This is a genomic window from Streptomyces sp. NPDC054834 (assembly GCF_053611185.1).
The window spans coordinates 1-20,293 of sequence record NZ_JBSGZV010000049.1 but is presented as its reverse complement, the minus strand read 5'-3'; the positions used below and the strand labels follow the sequence as shown (position 1 = coordinate 20,293).

Below are 20,293 nucleotides of genomic sequence, written 5' to 3'. Positions count from 1 at the left end.
GCTCAGACATGGGAAGAGACGCACTCTTCCCACATGTCGTCAGCGAACCGCCCGAACGCGGCTTCGGTCCCCGATCCGGCGATTCCGTCGATCGGACCGGTGTAGCCATAGCCGCGCAGCAGGATTTGCAGCCCCTCCACCGTGGCGTTTCCGACGATCCCGTCGATATGCCCGTGGTAGAGATCGAAGTAGTTCAGGTAGCGCTGTAGCGCCTTCCAACTCTCAGTTCCCAGCAGCCCGTCGATCGGGCCGGTGTAGCCCCAGTCGTTGTCCCACAGCCAGCACTGAAGTCCCTTGGCCTGCTTGGTGCTCAGGCCGAGGTTGACCACCGCCGGCGGGACGACGGCCCTGGAACTCACCGTCGGCTCCGAGGCCGGCGCGGACGCCGCGAAACTGGTGGCCGCGCCCGCCAGGCTCCCGGCGGCGATCCCGACGGCGGCAGTGGCGCCGACGAGCGTCCTCGTCAGAAAACCGGGTCGCATTCGTTTCCTCTTTCGCTCGTGGAACGGCACCTGAATGGCTGGCCGCCCAACTGAGTTTTGGGAGCGGCTGGTTGTTGCACACGCCCCTTCCATCGGACGCAACAAAAATGTGGGCAGCCGAGGACGTCCGGCGTGCCGGGATCAGCCAAGGGCGGTCGGCGGTTCTTCCTCGTTCGCGGGTGGTTCACGGCTGTGGTCCTGCTGAGCAGCGGGGTCGGCCGCGGCCAGTGGTCGGCGGTCGTGACAGCCTCCTCAGCGGCGGGCACGGCATTCTGGGTGACCGGCAAAGCGTCTGCGTAGCGTTCCGCCCTCGTGAGGTCGAAACCGAGGGTGGACAACAATGCCGCCAGACCCGGTTCACAACGCGCCGAGTCGGCCTTCGTCAATCGGCGTCGGATCGTGACGGCCTCCTGGGCGGCCATGCGCCCTTCAGGCTGAGCCGCCGTCAGGTTCCGTACGCCCAGTTGGGCTTCCACGTCCTGCTGGGAATCGCCGCGGCGGTGGAACAGGGCCGCGGTTCGGACGCGGGCCGTCCGCCACGCGCTGGTGGCCATGGCGGCCACGAGGGTCGTCGCGCCCGTCATGGCCAACGCCGTCACCGGGTCCGACGTGGAACCTCCTCCGTTCCAGGGTAGGGCCCGGTTTAGCGCTCAGGTGGGTTCAAGGGCGAACGTGAGCCGTCTTCAGCCGGATGTTGCCGTAGGGGCGGGACGGCGGCAACGTCAACGACTGCCCTCAGGACGGCAGCGTCCAGCTCTGGTTGGCGGCTGCCGTGCACGACCAGATCTGCAATCGGGTGCCGTTGGCCGAGCTGGAGCCGGTGGCGTCGAGGCACTTGCCCGACTGCGGGTTGATCAGGGACCCGTTCGCGCCTGGCTGCCAGACCTGTGATCCGGTGCCGTTGCAGTCGTACAGCTGCACCTTGGTGCCGTTGGCGGTGCCGGCCGAGGCCACGTCCATGCACTTGCCGAGCGCGGTGAGCGTACCGGCGCTGCCGACCGTCCAGTTCTGCGCATCGCTGCCGTTGCAGTCGTAGAGCTGCACCGCGGTGCCGTTGGCGGAGGCGGCACCCGCGACGTCCACGCACTTGCCGCCGTATCCGTGGATGGGGCCAGTGGTGTTCGCGGGCGGGGTGACCGGACCGGACTGCCCGGCCGCCCACTTGATCTCCTGGAGCAGGAGCTGGTTCTGCTGGGCGCTCGCGAACGTCGAGGAGAGGGTGGTGTTGGTCGAGTAGTCCATCGCGTTGTGGCCGAAGTTGTTGTAGACCATCTTGTAGTCGCGGTTGGACCAGACGATCGGGTAATAGCCGCTGTACCAGGTCTGGTTGGGGTCGGTGCCGATCGGGAACGTGGACGGGGCCATCGAGGCGAGGATGTCGATGTCCGGGTTCTGCCGCAGGTCGTTCTGCCAGCTGTACCACTCGCTGACCGAGGACGTGATGGTGGCCGGCAGATTCGCGGTCGCCGGGTGGCCGGCGTCGTCGATCTCCAGGGTTTCCGAGGTCGGGCCCCAGGAATTGCTCCGGAAGGTGCCGGTGCCGAGGAACGTGTTGTGGTACCAGGGCCAGTCGCTGGTGTTGTCGTTGTACGCCGAGACGTGGAAGCCGATGAAGCCGCCGCCGTTTGCCATGTAGGTCTGGAAGGCGGCCTGCTGAGACGCGGTGTGGGGGTAGTCGTCGAGGAACATGACCACCTGGTAGTTGGCGAGCGTCGTGGAGTTGAGCCGGCTCCAGTCCGTGGTCGCGGTGTAGGTGAAGCCGTTCTGCGCGCCGGCCTGCGGGAACCAGGTGTTGGCCTCGTGGTCGAAGCTGATGTGTGCCGCGTCGTACGTGCCGTCGTAGAAGGCGATCACGTTGACGGGGGTGGCGGCGTGGGCGCCGTGTGCGGGTCCGGCCTGGACGCCGAGCACCACGGCGACCAGGGCGAGGATCCTTAACAGGGTGCGGGGCCAGGCGATGTCCGGGCGGGGGGTGATCATGCGAGGGACCTTCCTCGTGCGTGACCGTCGGGACGTATGCGGGTGTGCCGCATTGAAGGTCCGGGACGCGTGCATGTCAATGGTGCAGACCAAACATCGTCACTCACGGGGTAGCCGACGAAGGCCGGACGCCGAGGTGCGGCGGTACCGCGAGGCAGGGGCGACGCGTCACGCGGCGCCTGGTCCGCCGATCTCGAGCACCGTCTTGCCGCGGGTGCCTCCGGCCTCGAAGCGTCGGTGGACCTCGGCGGCCTCCGCCGACGGGACGACGGTCGGAGGACCGTAGGCAAAACCGTATGCACGCATGCGGTGTTCCTCTCAATCGGCGGTCAGGCGTTTGTGGACCAGGGCCGGCGCGGTGCGTGCCCTTGGTCGGGACGGCCGTCATGGGCGGTTGAGGGTGCAACGGCACGAACGGAGCCGCGAGTTTGCGGCGGGGCGCCTGGAGCGCGGTGTCACCGTCCGGCGGAACACGCCGTGGTCGTGACGCGCACGTAGTCGACGTGGCGGCGGGTCACGAGCACGGTCATGAGGCCAGCAAAATCACGGCCGCCGCGAACAACACCAGTGACTGCCCCGCCACGGCCGCCAGTTCGTGCCTACGGGAGGAGCCGTGCTGTTGCGATGTGGATTCTGAAAGCGCAGGGGACGGTCCCCTCCGACGTCGTCATATCGCGCACCTCGGCAAAGAAGGCATCACGCAGGCGCTCCACAGCCGGCCCGTCGAGCGGGCCGAGATCATAAAGGCCGGCGACGCCAGCCCATACCTGTTCCACCGGACCGCTCAAGTCGATAGGAACGGTCTCCCAGTCCACCGCGGCGAAGCCCGCTGGGGCGAGTACTTCATCGAGCCCGTCGCGACTGCGTGTCCTTCTGTCGCCCAACGCCGGGATGCGCCGCGAGGCGGGCACCTCCTCGATCGTGTTCCGCAACAGCCCGAGGAACCGGTCGTATGCCTCGCCGCCGACGGCCCCGCCTCCCACCACGCATGCCAGAACCCCTCCGGGAGACAGGACTCGGGCGATTTCTGCCGCGACCTGCTCGATCTCACCCATCAGCATCAGCGCCATGTGGGATACGCAGGCGTCGAAGCTGTCGTCGGCGAAGGGGAGTTCCTGAGCACGCCCTTCTTCCAGCCGGGCCCCGGAGAGCGCCGGTCGACGTCGTGCCAGCGCAAGAGACTGCGGAGACAGGTCCAGACCCGCGAGCTGTCTTCCGCCTCCTCGGGCCAGAACCTCAAGCAGGAGGCCGTCACCGCAGCCGAGGTCCAGCACACGCCTGCGGCCGGCCACCCGGTCGGACAGGAGCTCGTAGCTGGACCGGCCGTCCGGAGCGCGACCACGGCCGAACGCTTCAGCGGTCACCGCCGGGCGCTCAGCGTGGAAAGCCTGTAGGAATGCCTCTTGCGATGCAGTAGATGCAGTAGTCGTCACATACCCAACCTACGACGCGGGCCAGCCCGACATCCGGTGGTCAGCGGCCTCCGCGTGGGACGACCAGGCCACTGCGTACGCCATATGATGACGGCTTGGACCCGGTCGCGGAAGCCCGTACTTGCCTGCCCGGAGGCCCGACGGATTCCGCCTCGCACTGGACCGGATGAGCCTGCTCGCGCACTGCGCCGGCGCGAATCCGGCCGCGCTTGTACGTGAGCCGACATCCGGAGAACGTCAGCAAGCCCGCGCTTGTCACGTCGAGCGTCAGGGCCGTGGACCTCACGATCACGGGAGACCTCCGGCTCGAGACCGCGCAGCTCCGCCGGGACGAGCCGTGGTTCCCGAAGGGCTTGACGACGCCGACCGGGTCAGGGGCGGTCTCCCTTCGCAGACGTCGCAGACGCGGCAGCCTCAGGCTGCGGCACGCTGGGTTCGGGCAGGGTGCGGAACAGCAGCCAGCTCAGCACCGGCATCAGAACGAGAGGCGCCAGGGCGGTGTGCAGGGACGTGGCGTCGGCGAGGCTGCCGATGGCGGCACTGGCCAGGCCTCCGATGCTGACGGTCAGGCCGAGCGTGATCCCGCTGGCGGTGCCTGTCCGCGAGGGCAGGTAGTCCTGGCCGAGCGTGACCTGTAGGGAGAAGGGCACGTACAGGCTGGCGGAAGTCAGCACCACGAACAGGTAGATGGCGGGGCCCGGCACCCACACCACGCCAGCGATGGCCGCGGCCGCGATCACGTACGACCAACTGGACACCGTCACCCGGTCCCAGCGGCCCGCCAGCAACCCGCCCAGCACCGAGCCGATCCCACCGCCGAGGTAGAGCACGAACAATGCCGCGGTGCCCGAGGCCGTGCTGCCGCCCGTGCGCTGCTGGGCGTACAGCGAGATGAAGGTGCTCAGACCGATGTACGCGATCGACCGGAACACCACGGCCAGCGACAGCTTCACGAAGGAGGCGGTGTCGTCGCTGCCGGCCGGCACCGGCGTACCGGCTCCGGCGGCCTGCCTCTGCCGCAGGGCGCGCAGCACGGGCAGGCACATCACGGCACCGGTGAGGGAAGGCAGTATCAGCAGTGGTGTCCAGCGCAGTCCTCCGGTGGCCACGACGGCGGCCACCATGAGCGGGGCCAGCGCGAAGCCGATATTGCCGCCCATGGAGAACACGCCCATGGCGCTGTGTCCGCCCCGACCGGCGATGCGGGCGACACGGGCGGATTCGGGGTGGTAGGCGGCCACGCCGAGCCCCGATACCGCGACGAACACGAGGGTGAGCGGATAGGAGCCGCTCAGTCCGCTCAGCGCGATGCCGGCACCGCCCAGCAGTGTGCTGACCGGCAGCAGCCAGGGCATCGCCCAGCGGTCGGTGAGCGCGCCGAACACCGGCTGTGCCACCGATGACAGCACGGAGGCGGCCAGCACGATGCCTGAGGCAACGGCGTAGGTGTATCCGCGTTCGGCGACGAAGAACGGCACCAGGGCCGCCACGGCGCCTTGGTAGATGTCGACGCAGGCGTGGCCGACGGAGAGCAGAGTGATCGTTGTGTTCCTTCGCACCTGGCCATGCTCCGAGCCCGGCACCGTGTCGTGCTTCCGGTAAACTGCCAACCGATGATGGAATTCCGCCATGTGCCGGTCGCCCCGACCCGCACCCAGTGGCTGGCCTCCGGTGGCGCGATCGACGCCCACCGGCATGACGACCACCAGATCGTCTACGCCGGCCGGGGGGTGCTGGGCGTCACGACCAGCGAGGGATCCTGGGTCGCCCCGGGTACTCGTGCCATTTGGGTGCCTGCCGGCACCGTGCACGCACACCGGGCCCACGGCGAACTCGAACTGCACCTGTTGGGGCTGCCCGCCACCGAGAACCCGCTCGGCCTCGACGCGCCGACCGTGCTGGCGGTCGGCCCGCTGCTGCGTGAGCTGATCGTCGCCCACACGCGCACCGAGGACGACGGCAGCCCGGAACGAGCCCGTTTGCGCGCGGTGCTGTTGGACCAGCTGAGGGCCTCCCCCCAGCAGCCACTGCACCTGCCCGCCCCCACCGTGCCTCTGCTGCGCGCCCTGTGCGACATCCTGCGAGCCGATCCGGGTGACGACCGCACGCTGGCCGAACTCGGCCGTGAGGTCGGGGCGAGCGACCGTACCCTGTCCCGGTTGTTTCGCAGGGATCTCGGTATGACCTTCCCGCAGTGGCGCACACAACTGCGTCTCCACCACGCCTTGGTCCTACTGGCCGACAGGACGCCGGTGACCACGGTGGCGCATCGATGCGGCTGGTCGTCCGCCAGCACGTTCATCGACGTCTTCCGCCGCACCTTCGGCCACACCCCCGGCTCCCACCCGACGGGCTGACAGCAGGTACGGGCCTGGACGACGGGCCGCTCTGAAAGTCACCGAAAGCCCAGGCCCACACATCATGAGCATCACCGCCGCCACGCCTTACGCCCACGCCTTCGCCAGCGACAACGTCGCCGGGGCCGCCCCGCGGATCATCGACGCCGTCAGCCGTGCCGCGTCCGGGCCGGCCGCACCCTACGGCGCCGACAGCAGCACCGCCGACGTCCGGCGCCGCCTGAGCGAGATATTCGACCACGACGTCGACGTGCTGCTCGTCTCCACCGGCTCCGCGGCCAACGCCCTGAGCCTGGCCGCCCTGACACCGCCCTGGGGCAGCGTCCTGTGCCACCGCGACAGCCACATCAACAACGACGAGTGCGGCGCGCCCGAGTTCTACACCGCGGGCGCCAAGCTCGTCCCGCTCCCCGGCGACGACGCGAAGAGCGAGACCGGTGCGGTCTACACCCTCGACGAACTCCACACCCTCGGACCCGTCGTCAAGGAGGCGGGCCTGCGCCTTCACATGGACGGTGCGCGCTTCGCCGGCGCCGTCGCCGCGCTGGGCTGCACCCCCGCCGAGATGACCTGGCAGGCCGGCGTCGACCTGCTGTCCTTCGGGGCCACCAAGAACGGCACCATGACCGCCGACGCCATCGTCGTCTTCGACCGTTCCCTCACCCCCGAACTCTCCTTCCGCGCCAAGCGCGCCGCCAGCTCGCCTCCAAGATGCGCTTCCACGCCGCCCAGTTCGACGCCTACCTCGCCGACGACCTGTGGCTGCACAACGCGACCCACTGCCAACACCATGGCCGCCCGGCTCCAAGAGGGACTCAAGGCCCTGCCGGACATCGGCTTCCCCGGCGCGGTCGAGGCCAACATCGTCTTCTGCCGCCTGCCCCAGCGCGTCGTCGACGGACTCCTCTCCGAGGGCTACGCCTTCTACCACGACCGCTGGGAGCCGGGAGTCGTCCGCTTCGTCACCTCTTTCACGACCACGTCAGAGGACGTCGACGGCCTGGTGAACGCGGTCCGCCGACTCACCGCCTGACACGTGCGCGACGGACAAGGCGGCTGGCGGGGGCCTTGAGCAGGGGGAAGGTGTGCCGTCCCGGACTCAGCTCGGTGTTCCAGTGCCCGGCCCAACCGGTGCCGCGCCGGCGACCAGCGCGTCCCCGAGCGCGGTGCGCCGGTACAGCACCGAGCGGCCGGATCGGGCGCGTACCAGCAGACCGGCCGTGCGAAGCACAGTGAGGTGGTCGCCGACCGCGCCGGGAGCCATCGCGAGGCTGCGGGCGAGCTGGCTGGTGCTGGCCGGCACGCCCAACTCCGCCAGCAGGCGCGCCCGGGACCGTCCGAGCAGTGCCGCGAGCGACGTCAGTGCGTCCGGATCGGATGTCGCCCGCTCCCACAGGGCGGAGGTGCCGCGCGCCCGGTAGATCAGGGCCTTCGGCCAGGGCTCCTCGTGGAAGGCCGCCACGGCGGGCCAGACCAGCACCGAGGGCACCAGCAGCAGCCCCTCCCCTGCGAGACTCACGTCCTCGTGCGCGGCGCGCACATGCACCGACAGGTGCTGTCCCTGCCAGACCAGAGCTCCATCGAGGCCTTCGACCGCCTCCTTCCAGCCGCGCTCGCCGATCACGCCCACCCGGTGCACGATGTCGCGTTCGCAGACCGCCCGAAGCTGCGACCAGTCCGGGGCGAGCAACTCGTTCCAGGCGCGGTCCAGTGTGTCGGCGACCGCCTCCACCACCCGGTCTGACTCCAGCAGCTCACGGACCCGTGGATCACGAACCGGTTGCTCGCGCAGCACAGCGTCGATCTCCGCCCGCGCCACGGCGATCGGCGTGGCCCGGATCGCCGCGAGATCATCGGCCCAGCTCTGGGTGAGACCGCGCGGCGGCGGGGCGACGAAGTTGACACCCGCCCTGCTGGTCTGCAGAGCCAGTACCGCGTCCAGCGACGTCTCGCCGCGCAGCCGCGTGAAGCCCGGGGCGAGTCGCACCGCCCAGTCGGTGGGCAGCGCCGCGTCCCGGCCGCTCAGACGGCGCAGCAGTCCGCAGAGTTCGAAGGCCGGCGAGAGCGCGAACCGGCTGCGCAGCAGGTCCTCTGCGGTGGCGGTGAAGCGGAGCACCTCTCCAGCGTAGACCGCGTCAGACGTGACCTTACGTCCTCCGGCGAATCTTTCGCTTCACGGTGGAGTCCTCCACGACGCTGCTGCCCATGACCACCGCATCTCCTGCGCACACGGCCTCGACGCCGCGCACGACCTACCGCCAGGTGCTCGCCGAGCCGCGTTTCCGGCTGCTCTTCCTGACCCGGATGCTCGGCGTGACCGCCGACTCGCTCCGCATCACCACCTTCTCGGCGCTGGTCTTCGCCGGCACCGGCTCCGCGCTGCTCAGCGCGCTGGCCTTCGGTGCAGGATTCCTGCCGCAGCTCTTCGGCTCGTTGCTGCTCGGCTCGCTGGCCGGCCGGCTCCCGCCCCGGGCGCTGATCGCCGGCGGCTACCTGCTGGAGGGCGTGGCGGCGGCCCTGCTCGCCCTGGTGCGGATGCCGATCGTGGCGGGCCTCGTCATCGTCTCCGTGGTCGCCCTGGTGACGCCGGTGTTCAGCGGAGCCTCCGGACAGCTCGTCGCCCGCTGGCTGAAGGGCGACGCGTACGTGCTGGGACGCTCGCTCAACAACATGGCATCCGGAGGTGCGCAGCTCTTCGGCCTGACGCTCGGCGGCGCCGCCGTCGCGGCGGTGGGCCCACACGCGGCACTGGCGGTGGGGGCCGCGCTGCACCTGCTCTGCGCGGCGGCGGTCCGGCTGCGGTTGCCAGGGCTCGCGGCAAAGCCGACGGAGGGGGACCCTGCGGGTGGCGGCGCGATGCGGAGCAGCCTGCGTGGCACGGGCGCACTGCTGGGCCACCGCTCGGTCCGACGACTGCTGTTCGCGCAGTGGCTTCCGAGTGCGTTCGTCGCCGGAGCGGAGGGGGTGATCGTCGCCTACGCGGGCAGTCATGACTTTCCCTCCGGTTCCTACGCGGTACTGATGGCCTGCCTGCCCGTCGGCATGCTGCTGGGCGACCTCGTGGTGGGACGGTGGCTGCGGCCGGCCACTCGGGAACGAATGGTGGTTCCGCTGATCGTGCTGATGGGCTTGCCGCTGGTCGGCTTCGCCGGCGATCCGGGCCGCCCGCTCTCCGTCGTACTGCTGCTGCTCGCCGGCTGCGGCTTCGCCAACGGCCTCGGTCTGCAACGTGAGTTCCTGGCCGCCCTTCCCGAACGGGGCCAGGGCCAGGCATTCGGCCTGCTGGGCTCCGGCAACATGACTCTTCAGGGCCTCGGCCCGGTGTGCGTCGGCGCATTCGCCGCTGTGAGCGGTACCGGCGGCGCGATGGCCCTGGCGGGGCTGGGCGCGTTGCTGACCGCGGCGTGGATCCTCAGCTGGCGGCGCACCAAACCCACAACAGCCCAAGTCGGCTGAAGAGTGAGCCTCCTCGGGCCTGGCCGGGGTGTACAGAACGCTGACCTCGTGGTCCCAACTCAAGCCCGCGGGCTATGGCGTTGTGGGATATGGACGAACGTACTCAGTCATGGATGTGCTGAGGCGGCACGCGGCGGGGCAGTGGCAGACGCCACTCGCCCAGCCGGGCGACGAGGATCCGGCGGGCCGGTGTTCGTACCTCGCTCCAGGTCACATCGGCAGTCAGTGCGTCGGCCCACAGTCCGGCGCGACCGCGGACGTCCATCTCGCCGATGAACCGGTCTATGGTCTTGAGGTCCTGGAGGGCTTCCGGTTCGAGAGTTCCCCGCTCCGCCATGCCTTCGGCCAGTTGCACGATGAATTCGACGTCGTCGGCGACGGCGGCAGTCCTCACCTGGTGCTCGCCGGCCCAGGCCAGCTGATCAGCAGGATCAGCGGCAAGGATGGCCAGCAACCTCGCTATCCAGCGCTGCCAGTAATCGTTGTCGTCGAGGCTCATGCGAGCAGGGTCGCACTGGGGCGCCGGCTGTGACGATGCGGGGCGGACGGTCGGCTACCGGCGAGTGGTGATTCCGGTGAGGATGAGGTCGATGCCGGCGAGGAACTCCGCTCGGTCGTCGTGCCGGCGCAGTTGTCCGGCGACGTTTCGGGTGAACGCGTACTGGTCGGGGTCGAGCTCTTCCCATGCGGTCGCCACCGCGTCGAGGAACTCGGCCCGGTCCGTGTCCGGCTGGAGCGTCCGGGCGTTGGCAGCGTTCTGGCCCGCCACTCCGAGGATGTAGTTCAGCAGCGCGGACGCTGCGGTGAACTGGGCCGCTCGGGGCACTCGGAGCGCCTGGACCTGGCGTCCGATGCGTTCGAAGACCCGCAGCATCGGCGACTGCCCGGGCGCGTGGGCGAGCTGCGTGCCGACCCATGGGTGGGCGTCGATCGCGTCGAACACGCCGAGCGCGAGGGCGCGGATCACTTCCTGCGGCGTCGCGTCGGTGTCGTCGCCGGCGATGGTCGTGGCGACGACAGCCTCGGTGGCGGCAGCCAGCAGTTCGGTCTTGCCCGCGATGTGCCAGTAGATCGCCCCTGGGCCGGTCGCGAGGCGTTCGGCGAGTGCGCGGAAAGTGAGACCGTCCTCGCCCACCGTGTCGAGGAGTTCGACGGCAGCGCCGACGATGCGCTCCCGGGTGAGCGGTTCCTGCCGTCGTTCCGGACGGCGCGTCCTGGGTGCCATGCTTCCATTCTAGACACATTGGAATGATGTTCCAGCTTGACAATGCATGGAACGTCGTTCCAACCTGGGGTCGCTGGAACGACGTTCCATGCGTGTCCTGCCGGGCGTCCGCCCAGCGGTCCGCGATCAGGAGGGAAGCACCATGACCACCCCGGTCACGATCATCGGCGCCGCACTCGGCGGCCTCACGCTCGCCCGCGTCCTGTACGTCCACGGAATCCCGGCCACGGTCTACGAGGCGGAGCCCTCCCCGACGGCACGCCCGCAGGGCGGGATGCTCGACATCCACGACCACAACGGGCAGCCGGCGCTCCGGGCGGCAGGCCTGATCGACGAGTTCCGTGACCTCATCCTGGAGGGCCGCCAGGCGACGCGGGTCCTGGACCGGGACGGGTCCGTCCTGTTCGACGAACCCGACGACGGCACGGGTGGACGCCCCGAGGTGCAGCGCGGCGAGCTGCGACGGATCCTGCTCGACTCGCTCCCGGCCGGCACCGTCCGGTGGGGGCACAAGGTCAGCATTGCCCGTGCCCTCGGCGAGGGCCGCCACGAGGTGACCTTCACCGAGGGCACCACCGTCGTCACGGACTTGCTGGTCGGCGCGGACGGCGCCTGGTCACGGGTGCGGCCGCTGCTCTCCGACGCGGTACCCGAGTACATCGGCAGGTCGTACGTCGAGACCTATCTGTTCGACGGCGACACCCGGCACCCTGTCGGCGCGAAAGCGGTCGGTGGCGGGTCGCTCTTCGCGCTCGCACCGGGGAAGGGGATCCAGGCTCACCGGGAGAGCGGCGGGACCCTCCACACCTACGTGGCGCTCTCCAAGCCGCAGGACTGGTTCGCCGACATCGACTTCACCGATTCCGCCGCGGCGACCGCGCGGATCGCGCAGGAGTTCGACGGCTGGGCGCCGGAGCTCACCGCGCTGATCACCGACAGTGACACCGCGCCGGTCCTGCGCCCGCTCAACGCCCTGCCGACCGGGCACCAGTGGGATCGGGTGCCGGGGGTGACCCTGCTCGGCGACGCCGCCCACCTCTCGGCCCCGAACGGCGAAGGCGCCAACCTGGCCATGTACGACGGCGCCGAACTCGGCAAGGCCCTTGCCAAGCAACCCGACGACGTCGAGGCCGCGCTCACCGAATACGAGCAGGCGCTGTTCCCCCGCAGCGCCGCAGAGGCGGCCGAAGGTGCCCGCCTCCACGAGCGCCTCTTCGGCGACAACGCACCCCACAGCTTGGTCGACATGCTCACCGGACACGAGCGGACCCAATGAGCTCGTCGTGTGCCGGTGCGGAACGGAGACTGCGCACGCAAGTGGCGGCGCACGTCGCCCACCAGGTGGATTCGAACCTGGCGTTCCACGACTGCCGAACCGGGCACCACCTACGAGGAGCGGCTCAAGCTCCTGGCCAGCCTGGCAGCAACCCAGCCCCGGGCGACAGAGCCCACTGACCAGGTGCGCCAGGTGGCTGCTCCGGTCTCAGATCCAGGTGTCGAGCCACATTCTGGTGTGCCAGTCGGCGTACGGGACCGTCTGCCCGGTGTAGATCGGAAAGAAATAGACGAAGTTCCAGACGATGAGCAGAACAAGAACGCCTGCGGCCGCCGCACCCCCAGTGCGGCGTTTGCCGGACGCGCCCGGCGGACCCGACAAGGCTCCCAGCATCATCGTCACAGCCAGGCACAGGTACGGCAGGAAGACGACCGCGTAGAAGGCGAAGATCGTGCGGTCCTGGTAGAGGAACCAGGGCAGATAACCGGCGCCCACCGCGCACAGGATGGCGCCGGCGCGCCAGTCACGGCGCAGCGCCCATCGGTAGAGCAGGTACACGAGGGCGCAGCATGCCGACCACCAAAGGATCGGTGTGCCGAGGGCAAGGACCGTCTGCGAGCAGTTGGTTGCGGTGTGGCAGCCGTCCTGACCGGGTTCCGGTGACTGGTAGTGGAACAGCACCGGGCGGCCCAGGACCAGCCAACTCCAGGGGTTCGACTGGTACTTGTGCGGGGAGTGCAGCCCCACGTTGAACTGGTAGACCCCGTACTCGTAGTGCCACAGGCTGCGGAGCGGGGCGGGAATCCATGACCAGGTGCCGCCGCGGCCGTCGGCCCAGTGGCGTCCGTAGCCGTCGTCGGACAGGAACCAGCCGGTCCATGTCGCCAGATAGGTCATCCCGGCGACCGGAACCAGGGACAGGAACGACCAGCCGAGGTCCTTGCGCAGCACCGCCCGGTACGGGCGACTCGCCCCGGCGACGCGGCGGGCGCCGACATCCCACAGCACCGTCAGGAGCACGAAGAAGGCCAGGACATACAGGCCGTTCCATTTGGTGGAAGCCGCCAGTCCCAGGAAGAGGCCGGCCGCGAGCCGCCAGGGACGCACCCCCGTCCCGGCACGGTCACCGGTGCGCGTGTCCGGGCGCGCACGGCCGTCCACGCCGACCGGCAAGGCCGCCGCGAGCCTGGCTCGTGCGTGGTCCCGGTCGATCAGCAGGCATCCGAACGCCGCCAGGACGAAGAACATGACGACGAGGTCCAGCAGCGCGGTACGGCTCATCACCACGTGCAGACCGTCCACCGCCATCAGCGCGCCGGCCAGGCAGCCCAGCAGTGTCGAACGGAACAGGCGGCGTCCTGTTCGGCACAGCATCAGCACCGAAAGGGTGCCCAGCACTGCCGTCATGAGGCGCCAGCCGAACGGGGTCAGGCCGAACATCCACTCACCGAGGGCGATCACCCACTTGCCCGTCGGCGGGTGCGCGACGAAGGCCCCGGCGTCGGAGAGCGGGATCACCTGAGGGTGGGCGAGTATCTGCGGGTCGGCGATCTTGCGGTCCGGCCAGGTGCCCTCGTAGCCGAGATGCAGCAGGGACCAGGCGTCCTTGGCGTAGTAGGTCTCGTCGAAGACGACGCCCCGCGGCCGGCCAAGGTGCCAGAAGCGGATTGCTCCGGCCAGGACGGCGACGAGCACCGGCCCCACCCATTCCATCGCCTTCGCGACGCGGTGAGCCCGTGCCGGATCGAGACCTGTGCGCTCCCACAGACGGGCCGGCGGCTTCGGAAAGGGCGGAACAAGACGCTCGCGGATGTCGGTCCCCGGGCGTGCGGCGTATCCGAATCGGCGAAGGCGTTCCTGCCAGTCTTCGGGCGCCGTTGTCGGACGGGTGCCGTCCAGGACGGGGGAGCGCGTCGCGTTGCTACTCGTCACTGGGCAACCTTAGTCAGTCGGGGCCGGCGTGGTGAGGCGGACGGTCCGCGGCAAGGAACGCAGGGCCTGCCCGGCACACCGGGGTCGCGTCACCTTCTCGACGCGGCGTCAGTTCTTGCTCGCTCTCGGCTTCCTGCGTGCGTGCTGCCGTCCTCATGCGCTCGCGCGATCTCGCACGGAGCGCGGGGGCCCGGAGTCGGGCGGTGAAGTGGGCTTTGCGGGCGGCGTCGCACATGGCGGCGTCGAGGTCATCGGTGTCGCGCACGACAGGTCCGCGACTGCGGAGGCGAACGCCGTCAGATGGATGTACGTTTGGTGGTACTGGCTGTGTGACCGCCGTCGACCGCCGGGCAAGGGGCGCCCGGTCCGTGGTCGGCGTACCGGAAGGGGCTCCGCATGACGTCGCGGCAGGCACCATCCCATGGCCCGAGGGGGAAGCGGGCAGTCTGGCCCGTCCCGCTGCTGACGCTTTCGCTGGCGGCCGCAAGCCTGGGCGGCGCCTGCACCTCGCACGCTGCGGTCGTACCTCAAGCACCCGCTTCGGCGAACGGGAGCGCGACCGCGACCTGCGTCGACAAGGTCTTCGGAGCAATGACAGGCCCGCAACGAGTGGGTCAGCTCTTCATGGGCGCCGTCGCCGCCTCGAAGCCGGACCAGGCGCGCATCCAGGTTCTGCGCCAGTACCACGTCGGGTCGGTCTTCCTCGCGGGACGGAGCACGTCGGGTACGAAGGCGACCAAGACCCTGGTCGACGGTCTTCAGGCGAAGGCCGACACCGTGTCGGGGCGTCGCGTGGGCCTGCTGGTGTCCACCGACCAGGAGGGCGGCAAGGTACAAGTGCTGTCCGGTCCCGGGTTCTCGACCATGCCGAGTGCGCTGGTGCAGGGAAGCTGGTCGACCTCGAAGCTGCGTACCGAGGCCTCCGTGTGGGCGAATCAGCTCAAGGCGGCCGGTGTGAATCTGAACCTCGCGCCCGTCGCCGATGTCGTCCCGGCCAGTCTGGGCAGGAACAACGGGCCGATCGGCCGGTTCGACCGCGAGTTCGGCCATACGGCCGCGACGGTGACCCCCCACAGCAACGCGTTCGCGGCGGGTTTCGCCCAGTCCGACGTACTGGCCACGCTCAAGCACTTCCCGGGACTCGGCTACGTCCGCGGCAACACCGACACCACGGCGAACGTGGTGGACTCCGTGACGACCAGCAAGAGTTCGAGCATCAGCCCGTTCAGCTCGGGGATCAAGGCGGGCGCGCCCTTCGTGATGGTCTCTCTGGCCACGTACAGCAAGATCGACCCGAAGCATCAGGCCGTTTTCTCCTCAACCGTGATCCAGGGCCTGCTCCGCAAGACCCTCGGCTTCAAGGGCGTGGTGATCTCGGACGACCTCGGGAACGCGGTGGCGGTGAAGGCCGTGCCCCCGGCCGGCCGGGCCGTGAACTTCCTGTCGGCCGGCGGAGACCTGGTCCTGACCGTCGAACCGAACCTGGTCCCGGCCATGGCCAAAGCCGTACAGACCCGGATGGCGCAGAGCGCGGCCTTCCGTACGCAGGTGGACCAGAGTGTCCATCGCATCCTGACCGCCAAGCAGCAGGCGGGCCTGCTGTCCTGCGGCTGACACGCGGTCAAGCAGTCGTAATGGCGGATTCGATGCTGCGGTGCCGGGCGGCGCCGTGCGCGAAGTCGGGTACCGTTGACGTGCTCTGGCGCAGGTCGTCCAGGAACTGCTGGTAGGCGTGAGCAACTGCGTAGGCGGGCGCGTCGGCTCGGTGGTCCAGCGCGGGGACGCGAACGTACGATTCCGGCACCGTCAGGGGAGCGAGTCCGGTGGACGTTCCGCGGCCGCCTTCGAGGGTGACCGGGCTGAGCTGGAGATGGCCGGTCGGGGCGGTGAGGACGAGGTCGCCCTCGGTACCGTTGATCTCCCAGCGGAAGTTGGTGCCGCGACACATGCCCCCGCGGTAGTGGAAGGTGGCTACCGCGCCGCCCGGCAGCCGTCCCGAGGCCGTCACCTGGTCCGCGGCGGTCATGGGCACGGGTTGTCCGCTCTCGGTGTCCAGGGCCGACGTACGCCGCGACGCCAGTTGGATCCGCAGTTCTTCGGGCTCTCCCAGGACGGACGCGAGGCCGTCGAGGGTGTGGCTGAAGGGAATGGTCAGCAGTGTCGCGCCGTTGGCGGCGTCGAGCACGTAGTGATCGCGCGGGCCGACGGTGGCGCCCCAGGCGCCACCGGAGCCGACGACCGTCGTGGACAGCACCTCCCCGACGTAGCCGTCGCCCACGAGATGGCGTGCGTAGGCGAGGGCCGGGTGCGACCGCGCCTGCAGTCCGACGACGGTCGGCACGGCGCGGCTGTGTGCTTCCCGGGCCATGTCCTCGGCTTCCGCGAGCCCGTTGCCCAGGGGCCACTCGCACAGCACGCTCTTGCCGGCCCTCAGCGCCGTCCGCACCAGTTCCCGGTGGTGCGGCACCTTCACCGCCACGACCACGAGCTCCACCTCGTCGCAGGCGGCCAGTTCGGCCGCCGTCCCGAAGGTGCGGGACACACCGTGCAGTTGGCCGGAGCGCTTCGCCGACTGCTGCGAGCTCGCGCTCAGGGCCCTCAGCTCATAACCCGGTACGGCGCGCAGGGCCGGCAGGTGAGAGCGCTCGGCCCAGCTCCCGTGCGCCCCGAGTCCGATGATCCCTACTCCGATCGGCTTCCCGGACCGGGCCGGCTCGGCAAGCAGTGACTCAGATGTGTTCATGATTCGAAGACTTTCCTTGTACGGATGGCTCGCTGTCCAGCAGGGCCATGAGGGGTGCGGCGTACCGGGTTCCGGCCACCGCGTCGGCCGGGATGGTCTCCTCGATCGTGCGGAGGTCCGTGTCGGTCAGGCCGAGGTCGGCTGCGGCCAGGGCCTCTTCGACGCGGTGCGGTCGGCGGGCGCCCAGGATGGCCACGATGGTGCCGCGCTCGCGGCTCTGGGCGATGACCCAGGCGGTGGCGAGTTGCGCGACGCTGATGCCGCGCGCGTCGGCGAGCGGCCGCAGCCGGTCGGCGAGGGTGAGGTTCGTGGCGAGGTTGTCGGGGTGGAAGCGGGGCAGCCAGTGGGCGCGCGGGTCACCTTCGGCGGGTTGTCGGTACGTGCCGGTGAGCAGGCCGTGTGCGAGGATCCCGTAGGCGGTGACGCCGATCCCCAGCTCGCGGCAGGTGTCCAGGATGCCGTTGGCCTCGGGACCCCGGCTGAACAGGGAATATTCGATCTGTACATCACAGATCGGATGCACGGCGTGGGCGCGGCGGATGGTCTGCGGCCCCACCTCGGAGAGCCCGACGTGGCGCACGTACCCGGCCTGGACCAGCTCGGCGACGGCGCCGATCGTGTCCTCGATCGGGGTGTCGGGGGCGAGACGGGAGGGGCGGTAGATGTCGACGTGGTCGGTACCGAGGCGGCGCAGCGAGTAGGCGAGCGCGTTCTTGACGTGAGCCGGACGGCTCTCGATGCCGACGAAGGTACCGTCGGGGCCGCGCAGACCGCCGAACTTGACGCTCAGGAGCGCCTTGTCACGCTCGCCGTTGCGCAGGGCGCGGCGGATGAGGTCCTCGTTGTGGCCCATGCCGTAGAAGTCAGCGGTGTCGAGGAGGGTGACGCCGGCGTCGAGGGCCGCGTGGATGGTGGCGATGGCGTCCGCTTCGTCGGCGGGGGTGGTGTGGTCGGACATCCCGGCGCAGCCCAGCGCGAGAGGGGCGACCCGCGGGCCGCCGGTTCCTAGGAGTCGGGTCTGCATGGATCCTTCTGTGGGGCGGGAGAGGTGGGCGCGGCCGACAGGTGGCCGCCCTGAGGCGCAGCCACCTGTCAGTACTGTTAGCGTTGATATTTCAACACTAGGAAGAGGCGCGTTGATATGTCAACATCAAGGGGCGGCGCTGCCGAGCCGGACGAGCCCATGGGCGACGCCGCGCCGGAGCCCGTCGACTTCTGGTCCGCCTTCAAGCGCGCCCACGAGATCGTCCGGGCCCGCGTGATCGCGGACACCGCCGAGGCGGCGGGGCTGTCCGAGCCGGACCTGACGATCCTCGTCAACCTCGACAAGGCGGGGGGCGCCCTGCGGCAGAGTGAGCTCGCCGCGTCGCTCGGCTGGGACCGCACGCGTATCTCCCACCAGCTCACCCGCATGGGCAAGCGCGGACTCGTCATCCGTGAACGCGTCGGCGGTGTCACCGTCACCCTCACCGACACCGGACGCCAGGCCGTCACCACCGTGGGTCCTGGCCTGGACGCCGCGGTACGCCGGCACTTCACCGACAAGCTCTCCGCCCAGGAGATCGAAACGCTGAGCTCTGTGTTCCGCCGGCTGTAGCCGGCCAGTGAAGAAGGGACGACGGACATGGCCACCAGTGCCCTCCTCGTGATGGACGTACAACGGGACATCGTGGACATCGCCGACGACGGCTCCGGCTATCTGCCGCGCCTGCGCAGGGCGATCAACGGCGCCCGGGCGGTGAACATCCCTGTGATCTACGTGGTCATCGGGTTACGCCCGGGCCATCCAGAAGTCAGCACGCGCAACAGGGTGCTCACCGCGGCCGTGCGGGCCGGCCTCTTCATCGAGGGAGACCCCGGCACCGAGATCCACCCCGAGATCGCGCCCCGCGAGGGCGAGGTCGTGATCACCAAGAGGCGGGGGAGCGCGTTCTCGGGCAGCGACCTCGACGTGGTGCTCAGGGCTCGCGGTATCGACAGCCTCGTTCTCGCCGGCATCGCCACCAGCGGTGTAGTGCTGTACACGCTGTGCCAGGCCGGGGACTTGGACTTCCGCCTCACCGTCCTGGCGGACGCCTGCCTCGACACCGACCCCGAGGTCCACCGGATGCTCATCGAGAAGCTGTTGCCGCAGTGGGCGGACGTCGTCACCGTCGACGACTGGCTCAACGCCTCAGCACCCCGACAGCGGCCGTGCACGAGCTGACCGGATACTTGCCTGATGAAGGTCTCCAGGAGTTCCTGGGTCAACACCACGCACGATTGGTCCAGCGTCGTCGATCTGGACCACCTGGCATCCATCCGGCATGCTCCGGAGGAGTTCGCGCCAGGTGGCCCGTGGCATCTGCTCCTTGAGGTGCTTGCGTACGCCGCTGACGAAGCATCCAGCAGGGGCGGTGGACGCTGCCTCGTCACTCTCCATCCGGATGGCTCCTTGTCCGTGGCGGATGACGGGCGGGGCACTGATACCCGTACGGACGAGCACGGCCAGATCGTCAAGAAGCCCGTCATGGCGACCAAGGATCTTCGCTTCTTCGACTCTCCGGACGCGGAACTGCTTCCGGACGGCCATCCGCGGCGGGGTATGTCCGTGGTAGCAGCGCTGAGCGAATGGCTCGTCCACACCAACCGTCGCCTCAATGGAGCCTGGACCCAACGCTATGAGCGCGGCATCCCGGTTACTGACCTTGAGCCCGCCGAGGCCGACGGCAGCACCGGGACGCTCGTCCACTTCAGACCGGACGACCCACTGCGTTCGATGGGAATGCCGCTGGAGGGCCAGTTGAAGCGCCTGGCCATGATGTGGCCGGACCTGGACATTCAGGTGCACCGCCAACCCAGCGGGTGAGGGTGGTGATGGTGGCACCGCGGTCTACGTCGTCCAGCCACGCGTACAACTCGCCGGTGCCGGCGTCCGGGCCTGGGGTCTTCGTGCTGCCGCGGCGTGGCCGTACTGCTGACGACGCGGTGGCGATCATGGGCGGTCTGCTGGATGGTCAGATGGGAGTAGTCGCGGTGTGCAGCAGGGTGAGCCGCTGCTGTTGCGGGTGCGGCGGCCACGGACGAGAGGCCTGCCGCCAACGCTCCCGAAGCCGGCAGACGCCGTCTCGTCCGCGTACGCATCCTGAAGACCTCGACTCGCCACCTCCCTCGCCGAGGCCGCGTATCGGCTGCGAACGTCCGGGCCGGTCCACCCACTTGTACCCACGGCGCAATGCCGGTTCCCCCGTCTCGAAGCCATGCGCAGTTCCGGTGCATCCCTCTCCGCCGCCCGAGGCCACCCCTGTCAAGGTGCGGCACATCGTCGGCGTGGAGCGGTTCCGGCCCGGCGGCCCCGTCCCCGCTCCCTGATCTTCCTGACCGGCGCACCTGTTGTGCCGATCGTCGCCGCCGGCAACGGCTTCACCTG

General features: G+C 69.6%; 19 protein-coding genes. 8 read left to right on the top strand and 11 right to left on the bottom strand.

Annotated elements, in window-relative coordinates:
* Window positions 1–2: 2 nt before the first annotated feature.
* From ACWGJM_RS40325 to ACWGJM_RS40305, 5 genes are all read right to left on the bottom strand, one after another.
* Complete coding sequence (locus ACWGJM_RS40325; protein ID WP_453416772.1) at window positions 3–482, bottom strand: peptidoglycan-binding domain-containing protein; 480 nt, start codon at window positions 480–482, stop codon at window positions 3–5.
* Between the two features lie 735 nt (window positions 483–1,217).
* Entirely contained in the window at window positions 1,218–2,462 is a 1,245-nt protein-coding gene (locus ACWGJM_RS40320) for a ThuA domain-containing protein (RefSeq protein ID WP_453416731.1), read from the bottom strand.
* A 168-nt stretch (window positions 2,463–2,630) separates the two neighbouring features.
* Window positions 2,631–2,768: a hypothetical protein gene (locus ACWGJM_RS40315; RefSeq protein ID WP_453416730.1), complete on the bottom strand. Its 138-nt coding sequence runs from the start codon at window positions 2,766–2,768 to the stop codon at window positions 2,631–2,633.
* A gap of 293 nt (window positions 2,769–3,061) precedes the next feature.
* Window positions 3,062–3,826, bottom strand: coding sequence for a class I SAM-dependent methyltransferase (locus ACWGJM_RS40310; protein ID WP_453416729.1), 765 nt, complete (start codon window positions 3,824–3,826; stop codon window positions 3,062–3,064).
* A 440-nt stretch (window positions 3,827–4,266) separates the two neighbouring features.
* A complete protein-coding gene (locus tag ACWGJM_RS40305; RefSeq protein ID WP_453416728.1) occupies window positions 4,267–5,454 on the bottom strand; it encodes an MFS transporter in 1,188 nt (395 codons plus the stop codon).
* Between the two features lie 54 nt (window positions 5,455–5,508).
* On the opposite strand from ACWGJM_RS40305, the gene ACWGJM_RS40300 reads away from it, so the two are divergent.
* Both ACWGJM_RS40300 and ACWGJM_RS40295 read left to right on the top strand, forming a co-directional pair.
* Window positions 5,509–6,252 carry an AraC family transcriptional regulator gene (locus ACWGJM_RS40300; RefSeq protein WP_453416727.1) on the top strand — a complete coding sequence of 248 codons (744 nt, stop codon included), beginning with the start codon at window positions 5,509–5,511 and terminating at the stop codon, window positions 6,250–6,252.
* Between the two features lie 64 nt (window positions 6,253–6,316).
* Window positions 6,317–7,285, top strand: a complete 969-nt coding sequence (locus ACWGJM_RS40295; RefSeq protein WP_453416726.1) for a threonine aldolase family protein — start codon at window positions 6,317–6,319, stop codon at window positions 7,283–7,285.
* Between the two features lie 66 nt (window positions 7,286–7,351).
* Here the strand turns inward: ACWGJM_RS40295 and ACWGJM_RS40290 are convergent, their stop codons facing one another.
* Window positions 7,352–8,368: a DUF5937 family protein gene (locus ACWGJM_RS40290; protein ID WP_453416725.1), complete on the bottom strand. Its 1,017-nt coding sequence runs from the start codon at window positions 8,366–8,368 to the stop codon at window positions 7,352–7,354.
* A gap of 89 nt (window positions 8,369–8,457) precedes the next feature.
* Here ACWGJM_RS40290 and ACWGJM_RS40285 point away from each other — a divergent pair, with 89 nt between their 5' ends.
* Complete coding sequence (locus ACWGJM_RS40285; RefSeq protein ID WP_453416724.1) at window positions 8,458–9,708, top strand: MFS transporter; 1,251 nt, start codon at window positions 8,458–8,460, stop codon at window positions 9,706–9,708.
* Window positions 9,709–9,811: 103 nt separating this feature from the next.
* Here ACWGJM_RS40285 and ACWGJM_RS40280 read toward each other — a convergent pair whose 3' ends face one another.
* Together ACWGJM_RS40280 and ACWGJM_RS40275 are read right to left on the bottom strand one after the other, a co-directional pair.
* Window positions 9,812–10,207, bottom strand: a complete 396-nt coding sequence (locus ACWGJM_RS40280) for a hypothetical protein (RefSeq protein WP_453416723.1) — start codon at window positions 10,205–10,207, stop codon at window positions 9,812–9,814.
* Between the two features lie 54 nt (window positions 10,208–10,261).
* On the bottom strand, window positions 10,262–10,933 hold the full coding sequence (locus ACWGJM_RS40275; RefSeq protein ID WP_453416722.1) for a TetR/AcrR family transcriptional regulator: 672 nt from the start codon (window positions 10,931–10,933) through the stop codon (window positions 10,262–10,264).
* Window positions 10,934–11,075: 142 nt separating this feature from the next.
* On the opposite strand from ACWGJM_RS40275, the gene ACWGJM_RS40270 reads away from it, so the two are divergent.
* Window positions 11,076–12,209: an FAD-dependent oxidoreductase gene (locus ACWGJM_RS40270; RefSeq protein WP_453416721.1), complete on the top strand. Its 1,134-nt coding sequence runs from the start codon at window positions 11,076–11,078 to the stop codon at window positions 12,207–12,209.
* Window positions 12,210–12,416: 207 nt separating this feature from the next.
* Here ACWGJM_RS40270 and ACWGJM_RS40265 read toward each other — a convergent pair whose 3' ends face one another.
* Window positions 12,417–14,141 carry a dolichyl-phosphate-mannose--protein mannosyltransferase gene (locus ACWGJM_RS40265; protein ID WP_453416720.1) on the bottom strand — a complete coding sequence of 575 codons (1,725 nt, stop codon included), beginning with the start codon at window positions 14,139–14,141 and terminating at the stop codon, window positions 12,417–12,419.
* Window positions 14,142–14,732: 591 nt separating this feature from the next.
* Here ACWGJM_RS40265 and ACWGJM_RS40260 point away from each other — a divergent pair.
* Entirely contained in the window at window positions 14,733–15,755 is a 1,023-nt protein-coding gene (locus tag ACWGJM_RS40260; RefSeq protein WP_453416719.1) for a glycoside hydrolase family 3 N-terminal domain-containing protein, read from the top strand.
* 7 nt (window positions 15,756–15,762) lie between these two features.
* On the opposite strand, the gene ACWGJM_RS40255 is transcribed toward ACWGJM_RS40260, so the two are convergent.
* Complete coding sequence (locus ACWGJM_RS40255) at window positions 15,763–16,884, bottom strand: Gfo/Idh/MocA family protein (RefSeq protein WP_453416718.1); 1,122 nt, start codon at window positions 16,882–16,884, stop codon at window positions 15,763–15,765.
* Window positions 16,871–17,908, bottom strand: a complete 1,038-nt coding sequence (locus tag ACWGJM_RS40250; protein WP_453416717.1) for an aldo/keto reductase — start codon at window positions 17,906–17,908, stop codon at window positions 16,871–16,873. Before ACWGJM_RS40250 ends, ACWGJM_RS40255 begins: the two co-directional genes overlap by 14 nt.
* A 117-nt stretch (window positions 17,909–18,025) precedes the next feature.
* Here ACWGJM_RS40250 and ACWGJM_RS40245 point away from each other — a divergent pair, with 117 nt between their 5' ends.
* Genes ACWGJM_RS40245 through ACWGJM_RS40235 form a run of 3 tightly spaced genes read left to right on the top strand, consistent with a single transcriptional unit; the run spans window position 18,026 to window position 19,732 of the window.
* Window positions 18,026–18,481: a MarR family winged helix-turn-helix transcriptional regulator gene (locus ACWGJM_RS40245; protein WP_453416716.1), complete on the top strand. Its 456-nt coding sequence runs from the start codon at window positions 18,026–18,028 to the stop codon at window positions 18,479–18,481.
* A gap of 27 nt (window positions 18,482–18,508) precedes the next feature.
* Entirely contained in the window at window positions 18,509–19,090 is a 582-nt protein-coding gene (locus ACWGJM_RS40240) for a cysteine hydrolase family protein (protein WP_453416715.1), read from the top strand.
* Between the two features lie 15 nt (window positions 19,091–19,105).
* Window positions 19,106–19,732, top strand: coding sequence for an ATP-binding protein (locus tag ACWGJM_RS40235; RefSeq protein WP_453416714.1), 627 nt, complete (start codon window positions 19,106–19,108; stop codon window positions 19,730–19,732).
* Window positions 19,733–20,293 lie beyond the last annotated feature (561 nt).

Bases quoted from the DNA above. Each gene is read 5' to 3' on its own strand.
- ACWGJM_RS40325 (WP_453416772.1), bottom strand. From the start codon at position 482: ATGCGACCCGGTTTTCTGACGAGGACGCTCGTCGGCGCCACTGCCGCC.
- ACWGJM_RS40320 (WP_453416731.1), bottom strand. From the start codon at position 2,462: ATGATCACCCCCCGCCCGGACATCGCCTGGCCCCGCACCCTGTTAAGG.
- ACWGJM_RS40315 (WP_453416730.1), bottom strand. From the start codon at position 2,768: ATGCGTGCATACGGTTTTGCCTACGGTCCTCCGACCGTCGTCCCGTCG.
- ACWGJM_RS40300 (WP_453416727.1), top strand. From the start codon at position 5,509: ATGATGGAATTCCGCCATGTGCCGGTCGCCCCGACCCGCACCCAGTGG.
- ACWGJM_RS40295 (WP_453416726.1), top strand. From the start codon at position 6,317: ATGAGCATCACCGCCGCCACGCCTTACGCCCACGCCTTCGCCAGCGAC.
- ACWGJM_RS40285 (WP_453416724.1), top strand. From the start codon at position 8,458: ATGACCACCGCATCTCCTGCGCACACGGCCTCGACGCCGCGCACGACC.
- ACWGJM_RS40280 (WP_453416723.1), bottom strand. From the start codon at position 10,207: ATGAGCCTCGACGACAACGATTACTGGCAGCGCTGGATAGCGAGGTTG.
- ACWGJM_RS40275 (WP_453416722.1), bottom strand. From the start codon at position 10,933: ATGGCACCCAGGACGCGCCGTCCGGAACGACGGCAGGAACCGCTCACC.
- ACWGJM_RS40270 (WP_453416721.1), top strand. From the start codon at position 11,076: ATGACCACCCCGGTCACGATCATCGGCGCCGCACTCGGCGGCCTCACG.
- ACWGJM_RS40260 (WP_453416719.1), top strand. From the start codon at position 14,733: ATGACAGGCCCGCAACGAGTGGGTCAGCTCTTCATGGGCGCCGTCGCC.
- ACWGJM_RS40255 (WP_453416718.1), bottom strand. From the start codon at position 16,884: ATGAACACATCTGAGTCACTGCTTGCCGAGCCGGCCCGGTCCGGGAAG.
- ACWGJM_RS40250 (WP_453416717.1), bottom strand. From the start codon at position 17,908: ATGCAGACCCGACTCCTAGGAACCGGCGGCCCGCGGGTCGCCCCTCTC.
- ACWGJM_RS40245 (WP_453416716.1), top strand. From the start codon at position 18,026: ATGTCAACATCAAGGGGCGGCGCTGCCGAGCCGGACGAGCCCATGGGC.
- ACWGJM_RS40240 (WP_453416715.1), top strand. From the start codon at position 18,509: ATGGCCACCAGTGCCCTCCTCGTGATGGACGTACAACGGGACATCGTG.
- ACWGJM_RS40235 (WP_453416714.1), top strand. From the start codon at position 19,106: ATGAAGGTCTCCAGGAGTTCCTGGGTCAACACCACGCACGATTGGTCC.